General features: G+C 70.4%; 17 protein-coding genes. 6 read left to right on the top strand and 11 right to left on the bottom strand.

The features are described from left to right. The 4 genes from ABI385_RS03855 to ABI385_RS03840 all read left to right on the top strand — a co-directional run. Positions 1-377 (top strand): GDP-mannose 4,6-dehydratase (locus ABI385_RS03855; RefSeq protein WP_348102419.1); only part of this gene is annotated, 377 nt, incomplete at its 5' end. Between the two features lie 4 nt (positions 378-381). Beyond that, positions 382-891, top strand: coding sequence for a low molecular weight protein-tyrosine-phosphatase (locus ABI385_RS03850; protein WP_348102418.1), 510 nt, complete (start codon positions 382-384; stop codon positions 889-891). Between the two features lie 39 nt (positions 892-930). Further along, positions 931-2,349 (top strand): adenylosuccinate lyase, encoded by a 1,419-nt coding sequence (gene purB, locus ABI385_RS03845; RefSeq protein ID WP_348102417.1) that lies wholly within the window; start codon positions 931-933, stop codon positions 2,347-2,349. Positions 2,350-2,393: 44 nt separating this feature from the next. After that, positions 2,394-2,858 carry an MmcQ/YjbR family DNA-binding protein gene (locus ABI385_RS03840; protein WP_348102416.1) on the top strand — a complete coding sequence of 155 codons (465 nt, stop codon included), beginning with the start codon at positions 2,394-2,396 and terminating at the stop codon, positions 2,856-2,858. On the opposite strand, the gene ABI385_RS03835 is transcribed toward ABI385_RS03840, so the two are convergent. Both ABI385_RS03835 and ABI385_RS03830 read right to left on the bottom strand, forming a co-directional pair. Beyond that, positions 2,848-3,483: a VOC family protein gene (locus ABI385_RS03835; protein ID WP_348102415.1), complete on the bottom strand. Its 636-nt coding sequence runs from the start codon at positions 3,481-3,483 to the stop codon at positions 2,848-2,850. The genes ABI385_RS03840 and ABI385_RS03835 overlap by 11 nt on opposite strands. Before the next feature lie 151 nt (positions 3,484-3,634). Beyond that, positions 3,635-4,486, bottom strand: a complete 852-nt coding sequence (locus ABI385_RS03830) for a TrmH family RNA methyltransferase (protein ID WP_348102414.1) — start codon at positions 4,484-4,486, stop codon at positions 3,635-3,637. Positions 4,487-4,557: 71 nt separating this feature from the next. Here ABI385_RS03830 and ABI385_RS03825 point away from each other — a divergent pair, with 71 nt between their 5' ends. Beyond that, positions 4,558-5,676: a zinc-binding dehydrogenase gene (locus tag ABI385_RS03825; protein ID WP_348102413.1), complete on the top strand. Its 1,119-nt coding sequence runs from the start codon at positions 4,558-4,560 to the stop codon at positions 5,674-5,676. An 11-nt stretch (positions 5,677-5,687) separates the two neighbouring features. On the opposite strand, the gene ABI385_RS03820 is transcribed toward ABI385_RS03825, so the two are convergent. The 7 genes from ABI385_RS03820 to ABI385_RS03790 form a co-directional block, all read right to left on the bottom strand. Further along, entirely contained in the window at positions 5,688-6,506 is an 819-nt protein-coding gene (locus ABI385_RS03820) for an HAD family hydrolase (RefSeq protein WP_348102412.1), read from the bottom strand. Between the two features lie 76 nt (positions 6,507-6,582). After that, the gene (locus ABI385_RS03815; protein ID WP_348102411.1) at positions 6,583-7,851 is read right to left on the bottom strand and encodes an ABC transporter permease; all 1,269 of its coding nucleotides are present in this window, start codon (positions 7,849-7,851) and stop codon (positions 6,583-6,585) included. Next, complete coding sequence (locus ABI385_RS03810; protein ID WP_348102410.1) at positions 7,848-8,729, bottom strand: ATP-binding cassette domain-containing protein; 882 nt, start codon at positions 8,727-8,729, stop codon at positions 7,848-7,850. The genes ABI385_RS03815 and ABI385_RS03810 overlap by 4 nt, the downstream gene beginning before the upstream one ends. Before the next feature lie 76 nt (positions 8,730-8,805). Continuing rightward, positions 8,806-9,474 carry a response regulator gene (locus ABI385_RS03805; RefSeq protein WP_407068219.1) on the bottom strand — a complete coding sequence of 223 codons (669 nt, stop codon included), beginning with the start codon at positions 9,472-9,474 and terminating at the stop codon, positions 8,806-8,808. A gap of 95 nt (positions 9,475-9,569) precedes the next feature. Beyond that, positions 9,570-10,958 carry a histidine kinase gene (locus ABI385_RS03800; protein ID WP_348102408.1) on the bottom strand — a complete coding sequence of 463 codons (1,389 nt, stop codon included), beginning with the start codon at positions 10,956-10,958 and terminating at the stop codon, positions 9,570-9,572. Between the two features lie 86 nt (positions 10,959-11,044). After that, on the bottom strand, positions 11,045-12,313 hold the full coding sequence (gene serS, locus ABI385_RS03795; RefSeq protein ID WP_348102407.1) for a serine--tRNA ligase: 1,269 nt from the start codon (positions 12,311-12,313) through the stop codon (positions 11,045-11,047). Positions 12,314-12,449: 136 nt separating this feature from the next. After that, positions 12,450-13,004, bottom strand: a complete 555-nt coding sequence (locus tag ABI385_RS03790) for a DinB family protein (protein ID WP_348102406.1) — start codon at positions 13,002-13,004, stop codon at positions 12,450-12,452. Positions 13,005-13,198: 194 nt separating this feature from the next. On the opposite strand from ABI385_RS03790, the gene ABI385_RS03785 reads away from it, so the two are divergent. After that, entirely contained in the window at positions 13,199-14,317 is a 1,119-nt protein-coding gene (locus tag ABI385_RS03785; protein ID WP_348102405.1) for a diacylglycerol kinase family protein, read from the top strand. A gap of 62 nt (positions 14,318-14,379) precedes the next feature. Here ABI385_RS03785 and ABI385_RS03780 read toward each other — a convergent pair whose 3' ends face one another. Both ABI385_RS03780 and ABI385_RS03775 read right to left on the bottom strand, forming a co-directional pair. Next, positions 14,380-14,802, bottom strand: a complete 423-nt coding sequence (locus ABI385_RS03780) for a cupredoxin domain-containing protein (protein WP_348102404.1) — start codon at positions 14,800-14,802, stop codon at positions 14,380-14,382. 59 nt (positions 14,803-14,861) lie between these two features. Next, on the bottom strand, positions 14,862-15,212 hold a 351-nt coding region (locus ABI385_RS03775), incomplete at its 5' end, for an FTR1 family protein (RefSeq protein WP_348102403.1).

The raw sequence follows: 15,212 nt of genomic DNA, 5'->3' as shown, positions 1-15,212 counted from the left end.
ACTACCCCACGGCCGACGGCACGTGCGAGCGCGACTACATCCACGTCGAGGACCTTGCGGCGGGACACGTCGCGGCCCTGAACCGGATCGCCCTGTCCGACAGCCCGATTCGCACCTGGAACCTCGGAACCGGTACGGGAACCTCGGTGTTGGAGGTGATCCACGCCTTCGAGCGCGCCTCGGGGCGAACCATCCCCTACGACGTGGTGCGTCGGCGGCCCGGTGACCTGCCGGCGTACTGGGCGGATCCGACCCGGGCGAACGAGGAGCTCGGCTGGCGCGCGACCCACACGATCGACGACATGTGCGCCGACACCTGGCGCTGGCAGAGCGCGAACCCGAACGGCTACGAGGACGCCGTACTCCCGGATGAGTGACGGTATGCGTGCCCCCTCGAGACCGCTGCGGGTCGCGTTCGTCTGCACCGGCAACATCTGCCGCTCACCGATGGGCGAGGTCATCCTGCGTGACCTGCTGGAGGAGGCCGGCGTCGGCGACGCGGTACAGGTCGACTCCGGAGGGACGACTCGCTGGGAGGTCGGCAACCCCATGGACCCCCGGGCGCTAGCCGAGCTGCGTACCCATGGCTATGACGGGTCGGCCCATCTGGCAAGGGTTTTCGAACCGGCGTGGTTGGCGGAAACAGACCTCGTCCTCGCTGCGGACAACGGGCACGCGACAGTGCTCCGCCGCTGGGCGCGGACCCGCGAGGACGCGGAAAAGGTGTTCCTGATCAGGTCGTTCGACCCGGCCGCCGTCGCGGCGGGGACGCTGGAGATCGACGACCCCTGGTACGGCGATCAGGACGACTTCGAGCGGTGTTTCGTTGAGGTCGAAGCCTCCTGCCGAGGCATCGCGGCCGAGGTGACCGCGCGCATACGCACGCGCTGACGGCCGGAAGCACCCAGCGCAGTCTGGGAGACTGGTGCCATGTCCTGCTTCGCCGACGCTGATCCCCCGATCGCCCTCGGCGCCCTCGACGGGAGATATCGGCCCGTCGTCGCACCACTGGTCGACCATCTCTCCGAGGCGGCCCTGAACCGGATGCGGGTCCACGTCGAGGTCGAGTGGCTGATCCACCTGACCGACTACGACGTCGTCCCCGGTGTGCGGCACCTGACCGACGAGGAGCAGAAGCAGCTGCGCGAGGTCGTGACAACGTTCGGAGTGGACGAGGTGGCCGAGCTGGCCGCCATCGAGCGCGAGACCGTGCACGACGTCAAGGCCGTGGAGTACTTCCTCAAGCGTCGACTGCAGCAGGTCGCGCCGGCACCGCAGGACCGCGGGCTCTCCGAGATGGTCCACTTCGCGTGCACCTCCGAAGACGTCAACAACCTGTCCTACTCGCTGATGGTGCGCGGTGCGGTGCGCGAGGTATGGCTGCCGCGGGCGACCGCGCTGGTCGACCAGGTGGTGGCCATGGCTCACGAGCAGCGGGACACACCCATGCTCGCCCACACGCACGGCCAGCCGGCGACCCCGACGACGCTCGGCAAGGAGCTTGCCGTCCTCGCCTCGAGGTTGCGCCGCCAGCTGCGGCGAGTAGCGGGGGCGGAGTACCTCGGCAAGCTCAACGGCGCCACGGGGACGTTCGGCGCCCACGTCGCCGCCGTGCCCGACGCGGACTGGCCGGCGATCAGCCGCTCCTTCGTCGAGCACCTCGGTCTGACCTGGAACCCGCTGACGACGCAGATCGAGAGTCACGACTGGCAGGCCGAGCTCTATGCCGACCTGGCCCGGTTCAACCGGGTGCTGCACAACCTGTGCACCGACGTGTGGAGCTACATCTCGATGGGCTACTTCGCCCAGGTCCGCGGCCAGGGCAGTGTCGGGTCCTCGACCATGCCGCACAAGGTCAACCCGATCCGCTTCGAGAACGCCGAGGCCAACCTCGAGGTCTCCAACGCGCTGTTCGACGTCCTCGGCGTCACACTGGTCCAGTCCCGCCTGCAGCGCGACCTGACCGACTCCTCGATGCAGCGCAACATCGGCAGCGCCTTCGGGCATTCGCTGCTTGCGATCGACAACGCGGGACGCGGGCTCGCCGGTCTCGACGCGGTGCCCACGGTGATGGCGGCTGACCTCGACGCCAACTGGGAGGTGCTCGGAGAGGCCGTCCAGTCGGCGATGCGCGCGTGTGCTGCCCAGGGCGTCGAGGGCATGGAGAACCCCTATGAGCGGCTCAAGGACCTGACCCGTGGCCGCCGGATCACCCAGGGCGATCTGCGTGAGTTCGTCGTCGGGCTGGGCCTGCCCGACGGTGTCGCCGCGCGGCTGTCCGCGATGACGCCGCAGTCCTATGTCGGCCTCGCCCCGCAGCTGGTGGGCTACCTCGACCCCGAGGACTGAGCCGGACCCTTGGCGGGGGATCGTCTGCGACCTAAGGTCGAGGTATGCCTCGATCACGCCGGGCGCGCGCCCGCGACATCGACGTGCTGGCGGGGGCTCTTCCCGAGGTCGCAAGGGCCACGGCGTGGGGCGACCGGCCGGCATACCAGGTCAAGGGCAGGACCTTCGTGCTGTGGCGCGGGCCTCGCAAGGACGCCCTCGGTGCGGACGGCGAGCGTCTGGAGGACGTCGTCATGTTTGCGGTGCCGGGTCCCGAGGAGAAGGCGGCGATGCTCGCGAGCGGGCCGCCCTGGTTCACGACACCGCACTTCGACGGATACAACGCGGTCCTCGTCCAGGAGGCGCACGTCGGGCAGGTCAGCCTGGAGGAGCTGCGTGAGGTCGTCGAGGACGCCTGGTTGGCCAAGGCACCCAAGCGGCTCGCCGCGCAGTGGCTGGCGAGCCGGGAGACTCAGCCGAACCCGCAGAGGAACAACCGGGCCCGGTATGAGCACCGGCTCAGACGGTGATGCGGCCGTCCGGGGTGTCGAAGGTGACGGCAAGCAGGCCGGGCGTCCCGTGCGGTGCGACCCAGGTGAAGTCGATGACCGACGACGTTCCCTCGGGCGGCAGGCCGAGCCACTCCTTGACCCGCTCGGGGTCACCCGCGATCTGCAGGCCCTCGATCGTCACCGCGGTGGAGGCCCCGACGCTGGGGTGTCGGCTCTGGTCCTCCCACTCGACGTAGTAGGGCAACTGCGGGTCGGAGATCAACCCCTTGATACCCAGCTGACGCCAGCGCAGCTCGACCCCATCAGGAAGCCGGCGGTTGCCCTCGACCGAGGGGCGGCCGAGCCGGTCCTCGACGCAGGAGATGTCGTCAACGCTCACGCACCAGCCGAGCCATCCGCCACCCGCCTCGGAGCGGGCCTTGACGGCCTGCCCGAACGGCGCCTTGTCGGAGGCGGGGTGGTCGAGGCACTCGACGACCTCGACGTAGCGCTGGTGTGAGAGCGGCAGGATGATGTTGCGCGTCCCGAACCGGGGGTGGACTCCGCCATCAACCGGCTCGACACCGATGAGCTTGGAGAGCCGGTCGGCCGTCGCGCGCAGCCCGTCATGCTCTGCGGTGTACGAGACGTGGTCGACGCGCATACCGCCCATCGTGGCACACGGCACATCATGCTGATGACCACCCCCTCGGCAGCCTGCGAACCGGCTGCCAACCGTCCGTCGACCGTCCGTCGACCGTCCGTCAACCGTCCGTCAACCGTCCGTCAACACCGACCAGCCCGCCGCCGACGGCTCAGGCTCGGGTCCGCTGTCGGACTGCCTCGTAGACCACGATGGCCGCCGATGCCGCCACGTTGAGCGAGTTCGCCCTGCCCAGCATGGGGATTCGAACCCGGTATGCGGCTGCCTCCAGCACCTGCTGGTCCACCCCGTGCTTCTCCGCGCCCACGACGACCGCCACCCGCCCGCTGAGGTCAACGTCGGTGTAGAGCAGGTCGGTCTCCGGCGTGGTGACGACCAGGGGGATCCCGTGGCGCCCCAACCAGGCCAGCGTCTCGGACGTGGTCGCCGAGGCGACGGGGACGCTGAACACCGTGCCCTTGCTCGCCCGGACGACGTTGGGGTTCCCCCAGTCCGTGACCGGGTCCGCCGCGACGACCGCCGCCACGCCGGCCGCGTCGGCGGTCCGCAGCATGGCGCCGAGGTTGCCCGGTTTCTCGACACCCTGGCTCACCAGGAGCAGGGGCCGGGCCGACAGTTCGGCGATGCCGCGCGCGTCCAGGGCCAGGAGCGTGGGGTCGACCGCCGGGACGACGGCGAGCAGCCCGTCGGCGCCCTCCCGGTAGGCCACCTTCTCGAACGCCTGGCGGCCGAGCCGGACCACCTCGGCACCCAGGGTGCGGGCGCGAGTGACCACGTCCTCCTGGAGCCCGATCACCTGCAGTCCGGCCGGACCGCCGGGGCTGAACAGCTCCGGGCAGACAAACAGCGTGGCCGGACGTATCCCGCAGTCCAGCGCCAGGGCCAGCTCCTCGTGTCCCTCGACCAGGGTGGTGCGGGTCTCCTCCCGGCCGCGACGTCGACGCAGCGCCGCCAGCGACTTCAGCCGGGGGTTGGCGGGGGAGGTGATGAGCAGGTCGGACATGGTGCGCCCAGCATGTCAGCCGCGGGAGGGGCATACTTGGCGCGTCGATCGACGTCGCGGGAAGGGGTGCGATGCTGGCGCACGGAGCCGTCCTCACCGTCATGGGTCAGCAGCGCCCATACGCCGTCTCGCGTCCCCTCACGGTCCACGAGGTGCACCTCGCCGAGCCGGGACCCACCGAGGTGCTTCTGCGGATCGAGGCCGCCGGGCTGTGTCATTCCGACCTGTCCGTGGTCGACGGTGGACGACCCCGGCCGATGCCCATGTTGCTCGGTCACGAAGCGTCTGGGCGGGTCCTCGCCGTCGGCGACGCCGTCACCGCCGTCACCCCCGGTCGCCGCGTGGTGCTTTCCTACCTTCCCGCGTGCGGTGAGTGCGTCGGGTGCCGCTCAGACGGGCGTCGGCCATGCGTTCCGGGCAGCGCCGCCAACGCGAACGGGGAGCTGCTGTCCGGTGGCCGCAGGATCCGGCTCGGTCGAGGCGACGGCACTGGGGAGCAGGTGAACCACCACCTCGGGGTATCAGCCTTCGCCACCCACGCTGTCGTGGACGAGCGATCTGTCGTACCCGTCGACGACGACGTCCCCCCTGACGTCGCCGCCTTGATGGGATGTGCTGTGCTGACCGGCGGCGGCGCCGTCACGAACGCCGGCGGAGTGCGACCTGGCGAGAGTGTCGCCGTGGTCGGGTTGGGCGGGGTCGGCTGCGCCGCACTCCTGGTCGCCCGGGCCGTTGGCGCCTCGCGCGTGGTCGCCGTCGACGTCCACCCGGACAAGCGCGCGCTGGCGCTGGCGCTGGGCGCGGACGATGCCCTCACCCCAGACGAGGCGACCGGGATCGACGCAGACTGTGTGGTCGAGGCGGCTGGGGTGGGCACCGCCGTCCGCACGGCGATCTCTGCCACCGGGCCGGGAGGACGCACCGTGCTGGTCGGCCTGCCGCGCCCGGGAACACGGGTCGAGATCGACCCTCTCGCCATGGTCGCGGGGGGGATGTCCGTGATCGGGAGCTACCTGGGCTCCTCCGTCCCCAGGCGTGACGTCCCTCGCTATCTCGACCTCTGGCGGGCGGGTCGCCTCCCGGTCGAGCGCCTGATCAGCAACCGGATCGGGCTGGACGACCTGAACGAAGCCCTCGACGCCCTTGCCGACGCGCGTGTCGTCCGTCAGATCGTGCTCCCGCACGGCTGAAGGGGTGCGCCTCAGCCTCGGACCAGCGAGCGGAGCACCGGGACGAGCCCATCGTCTTCGACCGTGCCGGTCACCTCGTCCGCGGCTGCTTTGACCTCGGCCGGAGCCTGGCCCATGGCCACACCGCGCGCGGCCCAGGCCAGCATCTCGAGGTCGTTGCGCTGGTCCCCCACCGCAACGGTGTCGGCCGGCTCGACGCCCAGCCGCCGGCGTACCAGCTCCAGCGCAGAGCCCTTGGAGACCCCTTCGGGGTTGATGTCGAGCCAGGCGGTCCAGCCGACGGCGTAGGAGACCCCGTGCAGCCCGACGCGTTCGACGAGCTCCATGAAATCCTCTGACGTGGCCTCGGGCCGGCGAAGCGTGACCCGGGTGACCGGTCCGGAGACGAGGTCCTCCCAGTCGACGACCACCTGCTCGCCGCCGAGCTCACCGTCGGGGAACGGCGCGCTCACCTTGAACCCCACGCCGAGGTCCTCGACAGCCACCAGGGCCTCGGGGGCGGCCGCGCGCAGCAGGCTGAGGGCGGGGCGCGGGTCGAACGTCACCGTGTCGACGATCTGATAACCCCGCTCCTGCCCCGGGTCGAGCCGGATCGTGACGGCGCCGTTGGAGCAGACGGCATAGCCGCTCGTCAACCCGAGCGCCGCGACGATCGGCGTGGTCGCGACGATGGAGCGTCCGGTCGCGATGACGACATGAAGCCCCGCCGCCACGACCGCGGTCACCGCGTCCGCGACGAGCGGGGACAGCACACCTGCGTGGTCGATGGTCGTCCCGTCGAGGTCCAACGCGACGAGCCGCGGCGGAGCCGAGCTGCCGCCGGCGGTCATGCGTGGCTCCTGCCTGCCTAAAGGATCGGGGTCGTGAGCCCCCATGCGGCTCACGACCCCAACCATAGGACGCGGGTCAGACGGCCTGCTTCATCGCCTCGCGGATCTTCAGGCGCCGGCCCGTATGCATGACCGAACGGCGGTAGAGCTTCTCACCCACCACGATCGACCCGAACGCGAACGCGAGCGTGATCAGCAGCGAGACGAACGGTTCCCACCAGGATGCCTCGCCGGCCAACAACCGCTGGGGCATCGAGATCGTCGAGACGACCGGAACGTAGGACGCGACCACCCGGACGGTCCCCATGGCGAACAACCCGACGAACATGGCGATCATCAGGCTCATGGTCAGCACGGGCGTGGTGGCCTGCAGGTCCTCGCTTCGAGTGGCGAGCGAACCCGCCACCGCCCACAGGCAGGAGAGGGCACCGAAGCCCGCGATGAAGAACACGAGGAACCAGCCCGCCGACGCGGCCACCGTGCCGAGCTGGGCGGCATACGAGGTGAACGCCATCCCGACCAGGCCGACCCCGACGTAGAGAACCATCTGTCCGAGGGCCAGCGCGCAGTTGCCCACGATCTTGCCGAGCAGCAGCTGCCGCAGCGGCACGGCGCTGACGAGGATCTCGACGACCCGGGACTGCTTCTCCTCGACGACGCTTTGGGCGATCGTCATCCCGAACGTGAGCGACGCGAAATAGAACAGGAACGCGAAGACCAGTCCGACCACGAGCAGGAGGCCGGGGTTGGCATCGGTTTGCAGGACCTGAGACTGGACCTCGCTGCCCGCGGTCAGGGCCTGCGCGGTCGTCCCCGCGGCCACCGCGTTCCGTTGCAGGGTGTCGTCGCGCACGACCTCGCCGACGAAGGTCAAGAGCTTCGAGTCGACCTTGGTCTTTGCGACGAGTCGCCAGCCTGAGGCGTCGTGGACCAACCCGGCATCGACGGCTCCAGAGCTCACCGCGGCATCTACCGCAGCAGGGGCGGGGGAGTCCGTGAGCGTCAGGGTGATCGGGCTCTTTCGCGTGTCGGCGAGGGTGTCGACCTGCTCCATCACGGCACGGGCGCCGTCGCCGGTGACGGCGACCGACGTCGAGTCGGCCCGGCCGGCAAGAACAACCTGGAGGCCGAGGGTGCCGGCGAGGATGACCAGGGTGAGACACGTGCCGATGAGGAAGTTGCGGTCCCGCAGCTTCACGACGACCTCGCGGGTCGCCACGATCGGCCAGACGCTGCGTCGGTCGGAGCGGCCCGGAGTCCGCGGCGTCGCGCGCCGGTCGTCGGTGTGGATGTCGGTGCCGGTGTCGGTGTCGCGCGGGGTGGTGTGGGTGCTGGTGCTGGTCATGCCGTGACCTCCCGGTAGATCTCACTGAGGCTGGGAACGATGGTGCTGAGCTCCTTGACCGAGCCGCGGCGCAGCGCCTCGTGCAGGATGCGGTCGCCCGCGTCGGCCGCGACCAGCTCGAGGACGGCAGTCGGGCCGTCGACGTCGACGACGGAGACCCCCGCCATCTCGCGCACCCAACCGGCGTCCCGGTCGACGACCAGGCGGTGCAGGGTGCGGCCGCGGCGGCGCAGATCGGCGACCTTCCCCTCGGCGACCACCCGACCGCGGGACAGGACGACCAGCTGGTCGCAGAGCCGCTCGACCAGGTCGAGCTGGTGCGACGAGAACAGGACGGGGACGCCCTCGGCTGCGGACTCGCGCAGCAGGTCCGCCATCGAGTCGACGGCCTCGGGGTCGAGCCCGGAGAACGGCTCGTCGAGGACGAGAGCGGTCGGGCCCGTCATCACGGCCGCGGCGATCTGGACGCGCTGCTGGTTCCCGAGCGACAGCGACTCGAGGGTGTCGTTCTTCCGCTCGCCGAGCCCGAACCGTTCGAGGTGCTCCGTCGCCGCCTGCTTGGCCGCGGCCGCCGACATCCCGTGCAGCCGCCCGAGGTAGACGAGCTGGAAGAGGACCGGCTGCTTGGGGTAGAGCCCCCGTTCCTCGGGCATGTAGCCGAACCGGGCGCGGTCGTCGCGGGTGGCCGGTCGGCCGTCCCAGAGCACCTCGCCGTCGGTGGGCTCGAGGATGCCCATGATCATCCGCATCGTGGTCGTCTTGCCGGCGCCGTTGCCTCCGACGAACCCGGTGAGCCCGCCGGCGCGGACGGTGAGGCTGACATCGTCGACGGCGCGGTTGGTGCCGAAGACCTTGGTGAGGCCGCGTGTCTCGATCATCTGGAGACTCCTTCGCTGTGGTCCTCCTACGCTAGGCAGCGACCAGCGGGCGCGGATCAGCCTCGCGGGGGAGCCGTCAGCGGCGCGACTCGTCCGTCGGAGGGATGAGACGGGCCTCGTGCGCGACGACGACGGCCTGGACCCGGTCGCGCAGGTGCAGCTTTGCCAGCAGGTTCGACACGTGCGTCTTAACGGTCGCCTCGCCGACAAACAGCTCGGCAGCCACCTCCGCGTTGCTCATCCCCCGGCCGACCAGGACCAGAACCTCGTGCTCGCGCACGGTCAGCAGGTCCAGCTCCTTGGGGACCCGCGGCGGCGGCGCGGCGGCGGCTGGACCGCCCTGCCGGTATGCCTCGGGGTCACCGCCGGAGCCATCCGCCTCGCCGGCCGACATCCGCTCGATCACCCGGCGGGTCACCTCGGGTGCGAGCAGCGCGTGACCGCCGGCGACCACGCGTACGGCTTCGACGAGCTTCTCCGGCTCGGTGTTCTTCAGCAGGAACCCGCTCGCACCGGCGCGCAGACCGTCGACGAGGTAGTCGTCGCGGTCGAACGTCGTCAGGATGATGACCTTGGCCAGGTCCCGTTCGACGATCTCACGGGTCGCCTCGATGCCGTCCGTCCCGGGCATCTGCACGTCCATGAGCACGAGGTCAGGGCGGAGGCGTTGAACGACCTCGACACCGTGCCGCCCATCGCTGGCCTCGCCGACGACCTCGATGTCCGGCTCGACCGACAGGATCATCGAGAACCCCGACCGCACCAGCGCCTGGTCATCGACGACGACAACCTTGATGACGCGGTCGTCGAGACCCGTTTGCGAGCTGTTCCCCGCCTCGGTCACCGGCCCGCCTCACGACGTCCTGCGAGGGCGCCGTCGACCGTGGGCAGGGGGGTCCGGACCCGGACCCGGAACCCGCCGGTGGCCCGCGGCCCGATCTCGAGCGAGCCGTCGAGGGAGGCGACCCGTTCACGCATACCGAGCAGCCCGAGCCCTGTGCCAGAGGTACCCGTCCGGGGTCGGCCCGAGTCGAGGACCTCGACTTCGGCATAACCCCGGCTCGACTCATAACTCTCGCCGCCGCGAGGTTCGACGACGCGGAGCACCACGGTGGCCGAGGAGGCCGTCGAGTGGCGACGGACGTTGGTGAGCGACTCCTGGACGGTGCGGTAGAGCGTGAGTCCGACTGCGGGACTGACTCTTTCGGCGGCACCGACGGGCTCGGCGACGACGGTGTATGCCACGTCGAGGCCCTCCGCACGAAACGTCTCGACCAGCTCGGGGAGGGCATCAACCGAGGGTTCCGGGGCGCGGTTCCGCACGGGCCCGTCGTCGTGCGGCTCACCCTGCCGCAGTGTCCCGAGCAGCGCACGCATCTCCGTCACCGCCTGCCGCGCGGCGCCTTCCACACTCGACAGGGCCGCCGAGGCGGCCGCCGGGTCGGCCGCCAGGACGCGTCGGGCCGCCCCGGCTTGGACACCCATCACCGAGACGTGATGGGCGACGACGTCGTGCAGCTCGCGCGCGATGCGTAGTCGTTCCTGGACGACGGCGTGCTCGCGCAGCTCGGCCGCCTGCGTGCGCAGGATCCGCGCCTGGTCCGCCAGCTCCGCCCGCCGACGGGCGGCCCGCCACGCCGCCTGACCGCCGAGAACGGCGCCCCCGAAATAGAAGACGTTGACGAGGAACGTGTACGTGATGCCCGCGACGACCGGGCTGATCGGGCCGACCTGGGCCATCCCGCTCAGCTCCTCGGCCGCGCGGCCGATGATGAACTGCCAGGACAGCCAACCGAACATCACCAGGAGCACCACGCCCATGACGACCAGGGCCGCGCGCCGGTCGGACGCCCAGGCCATCGCGCTGAACAGGGCGTAGAAGTAGAGAACCTGGACCGGCAGCAGCAGGGCGATGTCCGGCATCGTCACGCCCACCACAAAGAAGGCGACCGACGCCAGCAGGGCGCAGACCAGCGGCCACCGACGGCGGATCCCGACGGGCGCGGCCACGGCGACCAGGCCGGCATACTCCTGCCAGACCGGATGACCGGTGGTGATCGCCCCTCCGCTGCGGGCCAGCTCGAAGGTCAGCGCCGAGATCGCGAACAGGATCAGGGCGAGCAGGACGTCCCGACGTCCAGCGTCCGGGGCGGGGTGGCGGACCCAGTCGTCGTCGACAGCGAAGAACTCAGCCGCCCGGGCTCGTGCTCCCGGCGAATCTCTGGTCACCTCGCTCACCCTGCCAGCCTAGGCAGCGGTATGCCTCGCCCGCCTCCCCCTGTGGGCGGAGCCTGGGTGGAGCCTGAGGGGGGCGCTCAGACCGGACGCAGGACCTCCAGGCCCAGGTGGGGGCGCAGCGCCTCGGGTACGACCACCGACCCGTCGGCCTGCTGGTGGTTCTCGAGGATCGCGACCAGCCAACGGGTGGTGGCCAGGGTGCCGTTGAGCGTGGCGACGGTGCGGGTACCAGAACCGTTCGGGTCCCGCTCGCGGGTATTGAGCCGACGCGCCTGGTATGTCGTGCAGTTCGAGGTCGAGGTCAGCTCGCGGTACCGCCCCTGAGTGGGAACCCATGCCTCGCAGTCGAACTTGCGCGCCGCTGGACCGCCGAGGTCGCCGGCCGCCGTGTCGATGACCCGGTAGGGGACCTCGACCAGGGCGAGCATGTCCTTCTCCCACAGGAGCAGGCGTTCGTGCTCGGCCTCGGAGTCCTCGACCCGGCAGTAGGAGAACATCTCGATCTTCTGGAACTGGTGGACCCGGATGATGCCGCGGGTGTCCTTGCCGTGCGACCCGGCCTCGCGGCGGTAGCACGTCGACCACCCGGCATACCGCTTCGGGCCGGCGCCGAGGTCGAGGATCTCGTTGGAGTGGTACCCCGCGAGGGCGACCTCCGAGGTGCCAGTGAGGTAGAGGTCGTCGGCGGGCAGGTGGTAGACGTCATCGTGCGCATCGAGGTAGCCGGTGCCGTCCATGATCTCGGGCCGTACCAGCGTTGGGGTGACCATCGGCGTAAACCCCGCGTCGACCGCCTGCGCGATCCCGAGGTTGAGCAGGGCGAGCTCGAGGCGCGCGCCGACCCCGGTCAGGTAGTAGAACCGGGCGCCGCTGACCTTGGCGCCGCGCTCCATGTCGATGGCGCCGAGCCGCTCCCCCAGCGCCAGGTGGTCGAGCGCGGTAAAGCCCTCCGCCACGAAGTCCCTTGGAGTACCGACGGTCTCGCGAACGACGTAGTCGTCCTCGCCACCGGTCGGGACCCCCTCGATGACGATGTTGCCGACGGTCCGAACGAGCCGGTCGAGCTCGGCACCGCGGGTGGCGGACTCAGCCTCGAGCTCCTTCACTCGGGCCGAAGTCTGGGTGACCTCGGCGACGAGGGCGGCCTTGTCGGCGCCCTGGGCGGCCGCGACACGCTTCCCGAACGACTTCTGCTGTGCCCGCAGCGCCTCGTAGTCGCGCAGCGACGACCGGCGGGTCTCGTCGGCGGCGAGGATCGCGTCGACGATCCCCGGGTCCTCCCCACGGGCCTTCTGCGAGGCGCGGACGACGTCCGGCGTCTCGCGCACGAGCTTGATGTCGATCACTGCCCCAGGATATCCGCGCCGTGCAGCCGGTTGTCAGCACGCATACGCTCCACCCGAGACCGGCGAGACCCGGCTCTGCGGCTCGGCAGCCAGCTCGGGGCCACTGGCACCGTCGCGACCGACTCGATGACCGGCATCAGCCCTGTACGTCCCACACGTGATGGAAAAGGTCGTGCAGCAGGTAGCGGCCGAGCGACTCGACGGTGAACTCGGAACCGTTGCTGCGTATGCCAGTCCGGTTCCACTGACCGTCACCCACCCGGGTGTATGCCACGGCCAGCGTCTCGCCCGCGTCGGCCAGCTGTTCGCCGACCACCTCCGGATCCTGGGTCCAGTAGCGATCGTCCAGCGCGGTCTCGTCCTGGTCCCAGTTCGCGAAGGTGGGGTCGTCCTCCTCCACCATGAGGCGCAGCCGTTCGGTGAACAGCGTGCAGACGTCCCGGACGTGGCAGGCGTACTCGAGAGGCGACCAGGTGGTCGGACTGGGTCGCCTCGTGGCTTCGGGCCGCGCGAGCACATCCGCCCAGCGCGAGACCGCGTCGCGCACCAGCGCCGGGATCGCCACCGGCTCGACCATCGCGGCGTCGAACCCGCACTCAGGACACGGCCGCTCCAGCGTCCAGGTCCAGTCCTTGTCGTCGGGGGGCGGCAGCGGCGGTGAGGCCGGCTCGCTCGGCTCGCTGGTCGTCACCCCCCGAATGTACCGGCGCGCCGCAGCTCGGGCCGATCCCCCACCACGACCGACAACAGGGTCGCGTGTTGCGGGCCAACCGACCGATTCGCCGCCAGAACTGACAACAGGGTCACGTGTTGCGGGCCAACCGACCGATTCGCCGCCACGACCGACAACAGGGTCGCCTGCTGCGGCCCGCTACGGTCCTGGTTGTGCTCGACAACCGGCTGCTCTGGATCGCCCTCGCGGTCCTGCTCGTGGCCGTCGTGGTGGTGGTCGTCGCGGTGCGCGGACGAGACGTCCTCGAGGCCACCGGGCTGCAGCGCCGGCGTCGTCCACACCGTGACGAGTTCCGGCCGGAGGGAGCCGAGGAGCGTCCCCGGGTGCGCTACGCCGGCGTCGTCGTCAACCCGACGAAGTTCGCCGACCTGGCGGCCGTCCAAGCTCGGGTCACTGCCGCTTGTGCCTCTCATGGATGGGGTGCACCTCGTTGGTACACCACGACACTCGCCGACCCCGGTGCCGGCCAGGCCAGGGCAGCGGTAGCCGACGGAGTCGACGTGGTCTGCACCCTCGGGGGTGACGGGACGGTCCGAGCGGTGGCCGCGGCACTGGTCGGCACCGAGACACCACTCGGCCTGCTCGGCGGCGGGACCGGCAACCTGCTGGGCCGCAACCTCGACCTGCCCGTGGATCACCTCGATCGGGCCGTGGCCGTCGCCCTCACCGGGCAGAACGCCAGGATCGACGTCGGGCGGCTGGAGGTGGACTCGTCGGGTCAGCAGGACCGCCCCAACCAGCACATCTTCCTGGTCATGGCCGGGCTCGGTTTCGACGCCGCGATCATGTCCGACGCACCCGAGCAGCTCAAGGCGCGGGTGGGCTCGGCGGCCTATGTCGTGTCCGGGTTCCGCAACTTCCTCGGACCGCAGTTCCGGGCTCGGATCCAGGTCAGCGGCGAGCCCGAGCTCTCCCGACGCACCCGGACGGTGATCATCGGCAACTGCGGCCGGCTGTTCGGCGGTCTCGTCCTGATGCCCGACGCCAAGATCGACGACGGGTTGCTCGACACCATGGTGCTCTCGCCGCGTGGGCTCGTCGGCTGGACGGCAGTCGCCGGGCACGTGATGACACGGCAGCGTCGGGGGCACTCGCTGATCGACAGGCATAGTGGTTCGGAGGTCAGGGTGACCACCGACGAGCCGCAGCTGGTCCAGCTGGACGGTGACCTGATCGGCACGGCCCGGACGTTGACTGCAACGGTCGACCACCTGGCCCTGGTGGTCCGGGTCGCCGCGACGGGTCAGCCGAAGAGCGCCGCGCCTCAGTAGCGGCCGGCGGCGACGCCGGGGGCACGCAAAGACCGCCGACCCGTCGTGCTCGACAGGCCCGTTCAGGTGGTGCCGGTCACGGTAAACGCGGCGCGGATCCCGTCGCCGACCATGCCGGGCTTGCAGGCGGTCTGGAAGCTACCCGGCTCGGTGATCTTCACCTCGAGCTCGCGGGAGAGTCCGGGCGTGATGTTCTCCACCTCGCCCACGATCCGGCCACCGGGCGCATACACGTAGAACTCGTTGACCTTGGAACCGCCGTTGGTAATCTTGAACGTGATGGTCCCGGCGGCGGCTGTTGCGGTGGAGACCCTGCACTCGTTGTCGGTCTGGTTCACGACGATGGGGCCGCCCACGCTCGCGGAGCTTGTCGCGCCGGCTGAGGTGCCGCCTGACGACGCGCTGCAGCCGGCAAGGGCGAGCACGGCTAGTCCGACGCTGCCGACGGTGCTGGCGAGGACGACGCGGTGACGGGGAAGGGACACGACGAGCTCCTGGGGGTATGCAGCGTGGGACGGGCGTGGTGGGCCGAGGGGAGGACGGGTCAGGCGCCGGTGCGCACAGCCGGAGCCGGGACCTGGGGGGGTATGACCTTGACGGGGCGCAGGAAGAGCGTGAGGACGATGCCGACGTAGAGCACCCAGGCGACCGCCTGCAGCCAGGTCGTGTTGGGGCTGAAGTTGAAGATGCCCTTGAGCAGGACGCCGTACCACGAGTCGGGAGGGATGACACCCCTGACGTCGAACGCCAGGTTGTTCAGTCCAGGCAGGAAGCCCGCCTCCTGGAGGTCGTGCAGTCCGTAGGCGAGGATCCCGCCTGCGACGACGACCAGCAGGATGCCGGTGTAGCGGAAGAACTTCATGAGGTTGATCTTCACGGCGCCCCTGTAGATCAA

Source organism: Lapillicoccus sp., from assembly GCF_039935575.1.
Lineage (GTDB): Bacteria > Actinomycetota > Actinomycetes > Actinomycetales > Dermatophilaceae > Lapillicoccus.
Note: the sequence above shows the minus strand (reverse complement) of the source record. Positions and strands in the feature narration are given on the sequence as shown.